The sequence below is a fragment of the Rhizobium sp. F40D2 genome, from assembly GCF_051810745.2.
In the GTDB taxonomy this organism is placed as follows: Bacteria; Pseudomonadota; Alphaproteobacteria; order Rhizobiales; family Rhizobiaceae; genus Rhizobium.
The window spans coordinates 93,657-105,717 of record NZ_JBPWQX020000001.1; the positions used below are offsets into that span (position 1 = coordinate 93,657).

The following is a 12,061-nucleotide window of genomic DNA, read 5'->3' on the forward strand; positions in this document are numbered from 1 at the left end:
CCGCAAGGGTCGAGCGCCCTTTTTGCTTTTCAGACATTGCATTCACCGAAGCGTCTGTTTCGATCGGGGCGATCGTGACGAACTCCCACCATACTCTATATAGCACTTCGGAATCCCGAAATTGGTTGAGGCATTGAAATCATTGCCTGTTTTTTCTCAGTGCCTCCGCGAAAAGCCCGGCGGATTTCGGAATCCCGAAGCGGCAGTCCTTCGGGATTCCGAAGTGGGATTTTTTCCTGCCGCCGTTTTTTCGCCGGCGCTGTCGATTTTCGCATCCGCCGATCGTCATCCTAACGATGTGCTGCAATCGTGCGGCAACAGAAGGAGGAAATGTCATGGATCATCAGCATCTCGTCCCCGCCGCTGTGCTTGCGGCAAAGAACGGTGTTCGCTTCCCCAATGAGAGCCAGGAATATCGCAGCGCCCGCGACGCGCTGCTCGCCGAAGAAATCGAATTGCGCCGCCACATCGAGCGCGTGGCCGTCCAGCGCCGGGCGCTGCCGCCGGGCGGCGAGGTGAAGAAAGACTACCGCTTCGAAGGCGTTGACGGGCCGATCAGTTTCAGCGAGCTCTTCGCCGACAAGGAAACGCTGGTCGTCTACAGTTACATGTTCGGGCCGGAGCGCGAGCGCCCATGCCCGATGTGCACCTCGCTGCTGTCGGCCTGGGACGGCGAGGTGCCCGATATGCAGCAGCGCGTCGCGCTTGCCGTCGTCGCCCGCTCGCCGCTCCAACGGCTGCTCGCCTTCAAGAAGGAGCGCGGCTGGCATCACCTGCCGCTTTATTCCGACACGACGGATGAATACAGCCGCGACTATCACGCCATCGGTAAAGACGGCAGCGATGACGCCGCTTTCAACGTCTTCACGCGGCGCGACGGCACCATCCGCCATTTCTGGGGCGGAGAGATGGGCGGGGTGACGGCCGATCCCGGCGAGGATCCGCGCGGTGCTCCGGATCTGATGCCGCTCTGGACGGTGCTGGATTCAACGCCGGAAGGCCGGGCGCCGGATTGGTATCCGAAGCTGTCCTACTAGAGCATGACCGAAAAGTGTGCGCGGTTTTCGGGTGGCATCACGCTCTAACTCTTTAATTTAGAACAGGATTCATATTTTAGGCCAGCCGGGCCTAAAATCATCCTGTTCTAAGGCCGCGTCGCGCGTCAGCCGGTGGAGCGGTTTCTGGAGGGCTCGGCCCATTCGATGCTGGTGACCGAGGCCTCCGGCAGCGGCGTCGGGTCGACGTCGTAGATATAGCCGGCGAGCATGTCGGCGGCGCGTTCCGCTGCCTTGATCTTCGCCTCGGTTTCCACGACCGCCTTGCCAATCGCTTCGATGCGGGCGCGGAACATGTGAGCGAGCACATCGCGGCCGGACTGTTTTTCGAGCCGTTCCAGATGCAGGCCGATGCGCGAGGCGTGGCGTTCCAGCTCGCTCTTGCTGAAGCGCGCTTTGCGCAGTTCCTCGGAAAGGCTTTCCTGCATGACGGCGACGGGATCGAAACTTCCGGGCAAGCGCTCGTCGAGCACCGCGTCGGTGACGAGCTTCTCGATCATGACAAGCGCCTGCAGCTCGGCGGCATCGGCGAATTCGACGTCGTAGCCGGTATCGTCGTAGACCTTGCGGCGGACCGGATCGAGAAGCAGCGCATAGGCTTTCTGCAGTTTGTCGAAAGCTTGCGAATCGCCGCCCGAATCCGGGTGGGCGACTTTTGCATGCTTGCGATAGGCGGCCTTCAGCTGCGCCTCATCCGCATTGCGTTCAACGCCGAGAATATCGTAGGGATCCGTCACGCCCGCTCCATTGCTACCCCGCACGTCGGGCAGTCTAGGTCTTGTTCTGCATCAGAAAGGCAAAGTTTAGACCGAAAGCAGGAATGACGTCCATGGCCGGAAATCGCAACGGTGCGCGCCGATGCCCGGACCGCTTTGGGATTGTAATATTGTTTCAAGCGGTTAGGGTAAAATCAGCCGGCGTTGATCGAAGCAAGATAACAGGTTGCCTCGCCATCGATTTTGAGTTCGATTCCCACTGCATCCGTCATCAGCAGCGCATCGCCTGATGCAAGCGTGCCGGTTTCATCGCCCTGTCGGAACGACAAGGCGCCGCGGTGGCAAAGCAACAGGCATGTCGACGCCGTCAGCGGCACGGTCTTGCCGCCATTGATTTCGATCCGCACCAGCGTGTGAACAAGGCCCGCGCGGCGGGTCATGACGTTGAGATCGGTGATCGCGCCGTCCTGGAGCCTGGCGGCGACCGGGATATCCGCCGGAAAGGCGAGGGGATTGCTTGCCGTCGTCAGCAGCGCCGGCGCCCTGCCTTCGATGTCGAGCGTCATCCCGTTGCCGTTTAGGATCGCCAGCGTGCGGTCGATGCCGGGAAAGATCGAGAACGGCCCGTCGGTTGCGACGGTCGCCATGCTGACGCGCCAGTCGAAGCCGGCAAGGCCGGCATCTTCGGGCGAAACGGCGATCTCCACCGTTTCGCCGCCGCCGTTTTTCCACGGCATGCGCTTGTGATCGGCGGCGCGCAGGGTCCTCAACGGTCTTAGTTCCCGAGGATGCCGGGCAGGCGCAGGCCCTTATCCCGGGCGCAGTCGAGAGCGATGTCGTAGCCGGCATCGGCGTGGCGCATGACGCCGGTCGCCGGGTCGTTCCAGAGCACACGCTCGAGGCGCTTGGCCGCATCGTCGGTGCCATCGGCGCAGATGACGACGCCGGAGTGCTGGGAAAAGCCCATGCCGACGCCGCCGCCGTGATGCAGCGATACCCAGGTGGCGCCCGACGCCGTGTTGAGCAGGGCGTTCAGCAGCGGCCAGTCGGAGACGGCATCCGAACCGTCCTTCATCGCCTCGGTTTCGCGGTTCGGCGAAGCGACGGAGCCGGAGTCGAGATGGTCGCGGCCGATGACGATCGGCGCGGAAAGCTCGCCGTTCCTGACCATTTCATTGAAGGCCAGAGCCAGGCGGTGGCGGTCGCCGAGGCCGACCCAGCAAATGCGTGCCGGCAGGCCCTGGAAGGCGATGCGCTCCCTGGCCATGTCGAGCCAGTTATGCAGGTGGGTATTGCCGGGGGTCAGTTCCCTCACCTTGGCATCGGTCTTGTAGATATCCTCCGGGTCGCCGGACAAGGCGGCCCAGCGGAAGGGGCCGATGCCGCGGCAGAACAGCGGACGGATATAGGCCGGCACGAAACCCGGGAAAGCGAAGGCGTTTTCCAAGCCTTCCTCCTTGGCGACCTGGCGGATATTGTTGCCGTAGTCGAGTGTCGGAATACCGGCGTTCCAGAAGGCGATCATCGCTTCGACATGCTCGCGCATCGAGGCGCGCGCGGCTTTTTCCACTGCCTTCGGATCGCTCTCGCGCTTGGCCTTCCACTCGGCCATCGTCCAGCCCTTCGGCAGGTAGCCGTTGATCGGGTCGTGCGCCGAGGTCTGGTCGGTGACCATGTCCGGACGGATGCCGCGGCGGACCATTTCCGGCAGGATTTCGGCGGCATTGCCGAGCAGGCCGACGGATTTGGCTTCGCCTGATTTGGTCCAGCGGTCGATCATCTCAAGCGCTTCGTCGAGCGTCTCGGCCTTGGCGTCGAGATAGCGGGTGCGCAGGCGGAAATCGATCGAATCGGGATTGCATTCGACGGCGAGGCAGCAGGCGCCGGCCATGACCGCGGCGAGCGGCTGGGCGCCGCCCATGCCGCCGAGGCCGCCGGTCAGGATCCATTTGCCCTTGAGATTGCCGCCGTAGTGCTGGCGCCCGGCCTCGACGAATGTCTCGTAAGTGCCCTGCACGATGCCTTGCGTGCCGATATAGATCCACGAGCCGGCCGTCATCTGGCCGTACATGGCAAGGCCCTTCTTATCCAGCTCGTTGAAATGATCCCAGGTCGCCCAATGCGGCACGAGGTTGGAATTGGCGATCAGCACCCGCGGCGCATCCTTGTGGGTGCGGAAGACGCCGACCGGCTTGCCGGACTGCACCAGCAGCGTTTCTTCTTCCGTCAGCGTCTTCAGCGTCGCGACGATGCGGTCGAAATCCTCCCAGGTGCGGGTGGCGCGGCCGATGCCGCCGTAAACGACGAGTTCGTTCGGATTCTCGGCGACATCAGGATCGAGATTATTCATCAGCATGCGCAGCGGCGCTTCGGTCATCCAGCTCTTGGCATTGAGCTCGTTGCCGCGGGGCGCGCGGATTTCACGGATGTTATGACGTGGATTGTTCATGGCGGTTCCCCTGTCGAGTGATCGTTATCGTTTCAAACCCGGTGCGATTTGCTCAATGCGCACCAGAATGTCTCTGAGATGGATGCGAAGCCTGTCCGCCCTCGCGGTGTCATAGGCGAAAGGCGGTGTCTCGGTCTGGAGATGGGTCGATTGCGCGAGCTCCATCTGGATCGCATGCACGCCGGTCTCGGGCCGGCCATAATGGCGGGTCGTCCAGCCACCTTTGAAGCGGCCGTTGAGCACGCTGTCGTAGCCTTCTGCGGCTTCGACCACGGTGAGTGTCGCCTGCTCGATGGCGCCGTCGCAGGTCTTGCCCATATCGGTGCCGATATTGAAATCCGGCAGTTTGCCTTCGAAGAGGAAGGGAATATGGGAGCGGATCGAGTGGCAATCGTAGAGGATCGCCACACCGTGGATTGCCCTGACGCGCTCGATCTCGGCAGCAAGGACGGCATGATAGGGCGCATGGAAATCCCGCAGCCGGGCGGCGATATCGGCCTCGTCAGGCGCCTGCCCATCCTTCCAGATCGGCTTGCCGTCGAAATCCGTTTCCGGGACGAGGCCGGTGGTGTTCTGGCCGGGATAGAGGCTGGCGCCCTTGGGATCGCGGTTGGCGTCGATCACATAGCGGTGGAAGGTGGCGCGCACGGTCGTGACATCATCGAGCAACCCGTCATAGAGCCGGTGGATGTGCCAGTCGGTATCGGCGAGGATCCGGCCATTGTCGTTGAGCCGGTCGGCGATCCCGGGCGGCACATCGGTGCCGGTGTGGGGGAACGCGAGGATGACGGGGGAAGTGCCCCGATGGATTTCGTATGATGTGGTCATGGCAGAAACCTCTCCCCAACCCCTCCAAAACCGGGAGAATGCCATTCGAAACGGCGGCGTTCAGGGTGCCCGTCGCGACCAGTTCGGCCGCCGCGGCGAGGTCGCCAGCCATATAGCGGTCACTGTCGAGGCTCGGCACCTTGCTGCGGATTGCGGCAATTGCCTTCAAAAGCTCCGGGCTGGTCGACAGCGGCGCGCGCAGCTCGACGCCTTGAGCGGCGGTCAGCGCCTCGATGCCGATGATGCCGAACAGGTTCTCGGTCATGCCAAGCAGGCGGCGGGCGCCGTGGCAGGCCATCGAGACATGGTCTTCCTGGTTGGCGGAGGTTGGGGTCGAATCGACCGAGGCCGGGTGCGACATCTGCTTGTTCTCGGACATCAGCGCCGCCGAGGTGACCTCGGCGATCATCAGGCCGGAGTTCAGGCCCGGCTTCTTGGCGAGGAAGGCCGGCAGGCCGTAGGAAAGCACCGGGTCGACCAGCAGCGCGATGCGGCGCTGGGAGATCGCGCCGATCTCGCAGACGGCAAGCGCGATCTGGTCGGCGGCGAAGGCGACGGGTTCGGCGTGGAAATTGCCGCCCGAAACGACGGAATTGTCCGAGAGCACCAGCGGATTGTCGGTGACCGCATTGGCCTCGATTTCGAGGGTACGGGCGACCGAGCGCAAGAGATCGAGGCAGGCGCCGTCGACCTGCGGCTGGCAGCGGATGCAGTAAGGATCCTGCACGCGCTCATCGCCCTCGATATGGCTCTGGCGGATGACGGATTGTTCGAGCAGGGCGCGAAGGGAAGTCGCCGTATCGATCTGGCCCTTGTGGCCGCGCAGGGTATGAATATCCGGATGGAAAGGCGCCGACGAGCCCATCGCCGCATCGGTAGACATGGCGCCGGTGATGAGAGCCGCCTGTGCTGCCCGATGGGCGCGGAAGAGGCCGGCAAGCGCCAGCGCCGTCGAGGTCTGCGTGCCGTTGATCAGCGCCAGGCCTTCCTTGGCGGCAAGCACGACCGGCTTCAGTCCGGCCCTTTCCAGGGCTTCGGCACCAGTCAGACGTTCGCCGGCGAAGAAGGCTTCGGCCTCGCCCATCATCACGGCGGCCATATGGGCGAGCGGGGCAAGATCGCCGGAGGCGCCGACCGAGCCCTTTTCCGGGATCAGTGGAATGACGCCCTTTGCCAGCATGCCTTCGATCAGCCGCACCAGCTCCAGCCGTACGCCCGAGGCGCCGCGCCCGAGCGAGACCAGCTTCAGCGCCATGACCAGCCGGACGATATTCTCCGGCAGGGGCGCGCCTATGCCGCAGCAATGCGACAGGATGAGATTGCGCTGCAGCGTTGCGACGTCGGCGCTGTCGATCTTGATCGAGGCGAGTTTGCCGAAGCCGGTATTGATGCCGTAAACCGGCGCATTGCCGGCGGCGATCTCGGCGATGCGGGCGGCGGCCTTGGCGATGCCGGCATCGAAGGCAGGGTCGAGCCTGGCCGGCGCACCGGTCCAATAGATGGTCTCGAGGTCCTTGAGCGAGACGGAGCCCGGATGGAGCGTAATGGTCATCGACCGTTCCTTTCGCCCTTGAAGACGCGTGCGTGAAGCGGGTTGAAGCCGATGCGGTAGACGAGCTCGGCGAGGCTCTCGATATTCCAGACGGCGAGATCGGCGGATTTGCCGGCTTCGAGCGTTCCTGTCTCGTCGAGGAGACCGAGCGCTCGAGCGCCTTCGCGGGTGGCGCCGGCGATGCATTCCTCGACGGTGAGGCCGAAAAGCGTCGCCGACATGTTCATGGTGAGCAGCATCGAGGTGAGCGGCGAAGTGCCCGGATTGCAGTCGGTGGCGATCGCGATCGGCACGCCGGCCCGGCGCAGCGCCTCCACCGGCGGCTTCTGCTTTTCATGGATGGCGTAGAAGGCGCCGGGCAGGAGCACGGCGACGGTGCCGGCCGTGGCCATCGCGGCAACACCTTCCTCGTCGAGATATTCCAGATGGTCGGCGGACAGCGCCCCATATGCGGCCGCCAGCTTGGCGCCGCCGAGATTGGAGAGCTGCTCGGCATGCAGCTTGACCGGCAGGCCGAGCGCCTTGGCCTTTTCGAAGACGCGGGCGATCTCGGCTGTCGAAAAGGCGATGCCTTCGCAGAAGCCGTCGACGGCATCGGCAAGGCCGAGATTATACATGTCGTCGAGGCCGGGCAGAACGACATCGTCGAGATAGTCGCCGTTGCGGCCCTTATATTCGACAGGCGTCGCATGGGCGCCGAGATAGCTGGTGGCGACGCGGACCGGCCTGACATGGCCGAGCAGGCGGGCGCTCTGCAGCATCTTCACTTCGCCGCTTCGGTTGAGGCCATAGCCGGATTTGATCTCGACCGTGGTTACGCCTTCGGCAAGCAGCGTATCGAGCCGCGGCAGCGCCGCGGCGACGAGTTCCTCCACCGACAGCGCATTGGTCGCCTGAACGGAGGAGACGATGCCGCCGCCGGCCCGCGCGATCTCTTCATAGGTCGCGCCTTCAAGACGCATCTCGAATTCGCGGGCGCGATTGCCGCCGTGAACGATATGAGTGTGGCAGTCGACCAGGCCCGGCGTTACCCAGCGGCCTTCGAGGTCGATAATCTCGGAATGTTCGATGGCCGATGCCGGCAGCTCGCTTTCGGCGCCGGCAAAGGCGATGCGGCCGTTTTCGATCAGAATGGCGCCCTTTTCGACGATGCCGAGGCCCGCTTTATCGGGCGCGAGCGTCGCCAGGCGCGCATTGCGCCACAGCGCCGGCCTGACCTCGGCGGATGGGGTTTCCTCTGAAAAATTGTTCCCGGTCATCAGCTTTGCGCCTTTCCTTATGCCAAAACATGTATATACATAATAAGCAGGTGACAAGAGAAATTTTGCGCGCTCTTCTGGAAAAGAAAGATCGGCGGCGCGGCAGGAGGAGAAAAAGGCCATGACCATACTTCACGCAAGCGCGGCTCTGACGCCGCAAGGCTGGCAGAAGGACGTGCGGCTGACGCTCGAAGCCGGACGCATCGCCCGGATCGAGGCCGGCGTTTCTGCCGCGCCCGGTGATGAACGCCATGCTCTGATCGTTCCGGCCATGGGCAACCTGCACAGCCATGCCTTCCAGCGGGCGATGGCCGGTCTTGCCGAAGTGCGCGGCCCGGCAAACGACAGCTTCTGGAGCTGGCGCACGGTCATGTACAAGTTCGCTTTGGCGATGACGCCTGAACATGTCGAGGCGGTGGCGGCCAAGCTTTATGCGGAGATGCTGGAGGCGGGCTTTTCCCGTGTCGGCGAGTTCCACTATCTCCATCACGACAGGGATGGCGGCGCTTATGCCAATATCGCCGAGCTTGCCGAACGCATCGGTGCCGCAAGCGAGGAGACCGGCATCGGCCTGACCCTGCTTCCGGTCTTCTATGCCCATTCCGGCTTCGGCGGCGCTCAGCCGATCGACGGTCAGCGGCGCTTCATCAATTCGCTCGAAAGCTTCGAGAGGCTGATGGAGGGATGCAGGGGGGTGACCGGCCGGCTCGACGGCGCCGAACTCGGGCTTGCGCCACACAGCCTGCGCGCCGCAACGCCCGAGGAATTGGCGAAGCTGGTGCCGCTGGCGGGCGACGGCCCGATCCATATGCATGTCGCCGAGCAGGTGAAGGAGGTCGAGGACTGCGTCGCCTGGTCGGGCGCGCGGCCGGTGGAATGGCTGCTCGATCATATGCCTGTGGATGAGCGCTGGTGCCTGATCCATGCGACGCATATGACCGAGGACGAGACGCGACGGATGGCAAAGAGCGGCGCGATTGCCGGCCTCTGCCCGATCACCGAGGCCAATCTCGGCGACGGCGCCTTTGCCGCGCCGCTTTTCCTAGAAGAGGGCGGCCGTTACGGCATCGGCTCGGATTCCAACGTGCTGATCTCCGTGCCGGAGGAACTGCGCCAGCTCGAATATTCGCAGCGCCTGGCGCTGCGTGCCCGCAACGTCGTCGCAGCAGCCGGCGGTTCGACGGCGCTTTGCCTGTTCACACACGCCCTTGCCGGCGGCGGTGCCGCACTGAAGACGCCGGCCGGTCTTGCCGAGGGTCGTTACGCCGATCTCCTTTCGCTCGATACCTCAGCCGTCCCTTATCTCTCCGGCGACCAAATTCTCGATCACTGGCTGTTTGCCGGCGGCATTTCCGTCGATTGCGTCTGGGCACGCGGCCGCAAGCAGGTGGCGGGCGGGCGTCATGTCAGGCGCGAAGCCATCGACCGGCGTTTCCTCGCCGCGATGGGCGAATTGCTGGCCGGCTGAAAAAGCGCTTTTCATGAGCGGGCATTCGATTTAGAGCATGATGCCGAAAAGTGTGAGCGGTTTTCTCAAGACATCATGCACTAACTCTTTAATTTAGAACAGGATTCAGATTTTAGGCCTACCGGGCCTAAAATCATCCTGTTCTAGAGCGGGAGATCAATGGGAACGTGACGATGAACCAAAGCAGGGATCCCACCTTGCACCAGCGCATCCTCGGCGAGATCGAGGGCCGTATCGTCTCGGGCGAATGGCCGCCGGGGCATCGTATTCCCTTCGAAGTGGATCTCGCCACGCAGTATGACGTCTCGCGCATGACGGTGAACAAGGTGCTGACCCAGCTCGCCAAGGCCGGTCTCATCGAGCGCCGCAAGAAATCCGGCAGCTTCGTCACCCAGCCGCAGGCGCAATCGGCCGTTCTCGAAATCCACGATATCAAGGCCGAGGTGCAGTCGCTGAACCTGCCTTATTCCTACGCGGTTTCGAAGACGGCGAGCCGCAAGGCCAAGGCCGAAGACAGCCGCCGGCTGGAGCTGCCCGTGGCTTCCTCGGTCGTCGAGGTCGTCTGCATCCACAATGCCGGCACGCGGCCCTTCTGCCTGGAGGAGCGGCTGATCAGCCTTGCGACCGTGCCTGAGGCTGCCGATGCCGATTTTCGGATGGTGGCGCCGGGGCCCTGGCTGCTCAATCAGGTGCCGTGGAGCACGGCCGAACACCGGATCCACGCCGTCTCCGCCAATGCCGAGGTGGCCGCCGCGCTTGATATCGCCCGCAACACCGCTTGCCTCGTCGTCGAACGCCGCACCTGGAGCAGCGCCGGCCCGGTGACCCATGTGCGCTTCACCTATCCCGGCGATCGTCACGCCCTGGTGGCGCGTTTCACGCCGGCCTCACAGTAAGCCATGTTCCATATACAACATGGCGACTGTTTTCATTCCTCGAACATCTTGCCGCTGCGTGCTTCCAGCCGGTAGCGATAGCCGGGATAGACGAGGCGGGCGGTCGAGACCACCTGTTTTGCCGACCATGTGCGCCGGCGGATCGTCAGGCAGGGTTCGGTCTTCAGGATAGTCAGCAGCTTGCATTCCCAGGCCTGCGGCATCGCCGCCTCGACGACGTGTTCGGAGCCGCTGAGCGGGGCCGCCGCCGTCAGATAGGCGTTCGGCGTCAAGGTGGTGAAATCCTGGGCGAGATATTCGGGAGCGGCCTCCGGATGGACGAAACGGTCCTCGATCTGCACCGGAACGCCGTTTTCGCTGTGCACGATCAGCGAGTGGAAGACAGCCGCGCCGATCGCAAGTTCGAGTGCGTCGGCGATCTCGGGAGAGGCCGTTTCCTGGGCGAGGACGACGACGGAAGCCTCATGGACATGGCCGCGTTCGGCGATTTCCTCGGCGATGTTGCGCACCTCGAACAGCGCCGAATAGCCCTTGCGTTCGGCAACGAAGGAGCCGACGCCCTGAATGCGGACGAGTTCGCCTTCATTGGCAAGTTCGCGCAGCGCCCGATTGGCGGTCATCTTGCTGACGCCGAGCTCGACGACCAGCTCGTTTTCCGACGGCACGCGGTATTTCGGCGGCCATTCGCCGCTGTGGATGCGATCGAGGATCACCTGCTTGACGCCGGCATAAAGCGGCGTGCTATCATTTTCCGCCAGCTCGCGCTTCATCTCGCCGGAACGCTTCATTGCCTATTCCTTTTGCACGAATGGAATTCGCCGCATAAACCGACTTTCCTCTTGCATATCACAAAATATCTCATATGGTACCATATACAACCTCCCAATCGGTCCTGGACGCAAAAATAGGATAGAAAGGGCAAGCCGGCGAAGATCGGCGTGGTGCCGCAAGGTCTGTTTCAACTCCAGAGGAGAATTCATCAATGAAATTCAGCACAATCCTGTTTTGCGGCGTCGCCGCTCTTTCCGCCTTCGCAGCGCCCGCTTTCGCCAAGGACTGGACGAAGGCGACCATCACGCTCGAGGGCGCCTATGCGCCGTGGAACCTCACCAATGCCGACGGCACGCTCGGCGGCTTCGAGCCGGAGCTTGCCAAGGTGCTGTGCGAACGCGCCAAGATCGAATGCACGCTGGTTGCTTCCGATTGGGACGGCATGATCCCGGCGCTCAACGCCGGCAAGTTTGATGTCATCATGGACGCGCTGTCGATCACCGAAGAGCGCAAGCAGGTGATCGATTTCACAATTCCCTATGCCGCGACGCCCGCCGCCTTCGCCACCGCCAAGGACAGCCCGCTGGCGAAAGCCGCCGGCACCGGCGCCACGATCAAGATGACGCCCGGCCAGACCGGCGTGAAGGAGATCGATGCGCTGAAGGAAGCCTTCAAGGGCAAGACGATCGGCATCCAGGCGGCTACCGTCTACGCCAAGTTCGTCTATGACAATTTCGGCGATATTGCCGAGATCCGCGAATACAAGACCGGCGCCGACCGCGACCTCGACCTGCAGAACGGCCGCATCGACCTCGGCTTCGACGACGCCGTCTATTTCGCCAATGCCTTCAAGAGTGCCAACGGCGCGCTCGACTTCACCGGCCCGGAGATCGTCGGCTCGATCTGGGGCGAGGGCGAAGGCCTCGGCGTCCGCAAGGCCGATACCGATCTGCGCGACAAGTTCAGCGAGGCGATCAAGTCCGCACTCGCCGACGGCACCGTCAAGAACCTCTCGATGAAGTGGTTCCAGGTCGACGTCAGCCCGCAGCAGTAAGCGCTTCGGCCTT

At 63.2% G+C, this 12,061-nt stretch carries 10 protein-coding genes and 1 pseudogene; 4 read left to right on the forward strand and 7 right to left on the reverse strand.

The window, feature by feature from the left end; translation table 11 throughout:
• Positions 1–335: 335 nt before the first annotated feature.
• A complete protein-coding gene (locus ACS4RS_RS22755; protein ID WP_439013541.1) occupies positions 336–1,037 on the forward strand; it encodes a DUF899 family protein in 702 nt (233 codons plus the stop codon).
• A gap of 125 nt (positions 1,038–1,162) precedes the next feature.
• Here the strand turns inward: ACS4RS_RS22755 and ACS4RS_RS22760 are convergent, their stop codons facing one another.
• The 6 genes and pseudogenes from ACS4RS_RS22760 to hutI form a co-directional block, all read right to left on the reverse strand.
• Positions 1,163–1,792, reverse strand: a complete 630-nt coding sequence (locus tag ACS4RS_RS22760) for a DnaJ domain-containing protein (protein ID WP_439013542.1) — start codon at positions 1,790–1,792, stop codon at positions 1,163–1,165.
• Between the two features lie 173 nt (positions 1,793–1,965).
• Entirely contained in the window at positions 1,966–2,541 is a 576-nt protein-coding gene (locus tag ACS4RS_RS22765; protein ID WP_439013543.1) for a HutD/Ves family protein, read from the reverse strand.
• 5 nt (positions 2,542–2,546) lie between these two features.
• Positions 2,547–4,220, reverse strand: a complete 1,674-nt coding sequence (hutU, locus tag ACS4RS_RS22770) for a urocanate hydratase (RefSeq protein ID WP_439013544.1) — start codon at positions 4,218–4,220, stop codon at positions 2,547–2,549.
• A 24-nt stretch (positions 4,221–4,244) separates the two neighbouring features.
• Complete coding sequence (hutG, locus tag ACS4RS_RS22775) at positions 4,245–5,048, reverse strand: N-formylglutamate deformylase (protein WP_439013545.1); 804 nt, start codon at positions 5,046–5,048, stop codon at positions 4,245–4,247.
• Positions 5,049–5,067: 19 nt separating this feature from the next.
• Positions 5,068–6,600: pseudogene (hutH, locus tag ACS4RS_RS22780) on the reverse strand (histidine ammonia-lyase); the annotation flags it as partial.
• Positions 6,597–7,859: an imidazolonepropionase gene (gene hutI, locus ACS4RS_RS22785; RefSeq protein WP_439013546.1), complete on the reverse strand. Its 1,263-nt coding sequence runs from the start codon at positions 7,857–7,859 to the stop codon at positions 6,597–6,599. The gene hutI and the pseudogene hutH, both read right to left, overlap by 4 nt.
• Positions 7,860–7,980: 121 nt before the next feature.
• Between hutI and ACS4RS_RS22790 the strand changes: the two genes are divergently transcribed.
• Together ACS4RS_RS22790 and hutC (ACS4RS_RS22795) are read left to right on the forward strand one after the other, a co-directional pair.
• On the forward strand, positions 7,981–9,327 hold the full coding sequence (locus tag ACS4RS_RS22790) for a formimidoylglutamate deiminase (protein ID WP_449314028.1): 1,347 nt from the start codon (positions 7,981–7,983) through the stop codon (positions 9,325–9,327).
• 173 nt (positions 9,328–9,500) lie between these two features.
• Positions 9,501–10,223, forward strand: coding sequence for a histidine utilization repressor (gene hutC, locus ACS4RS_RS22795; RefSeq protein WP_439013547.1), 723 nt, complete (start codon positions 9,501–9,503; stop codon positions 10,221–10,223).
• Between the two features lie 32 nt (positions 10,224–10,255).
• Here hutC (ACS4RS_RS22795) and hutC (ACS4RS_RS22800) read toward each other — a convergent pair whose 3' ends face one another.
• Entirely contained in the window at positions 10,256–11,011 is a 756-nt protein-coding gene (hutC, locus tag ACS4RS_RS22800) for a histidine utilization repressor (RefSeq protein WP_439013548.1), read from the reverse strand.
• A gap of 194 nt (positions 11,012–11,205) precedes the next feature.
• Here hutC (ACS4RS_RS22800) and ACS4RS_RS22805 point away from each other — a divergent pair, with 194 nt between their 5' ends.
• Positions 11,206–12,048 (forward strand): transporter substrate-binding domain-containing protein, encoded by an 843-nt coding sequence (locus tag ACS4RS_RS22805; RefSeq protein ID WP_439013549.1) that lies wholly within the window; start codon positions 11,206–11,208, stop codon positions 12,046–12,048.
• The last annotated feature ends 13 nt before the right edge of the window (positions 12,049–12,061 follow it).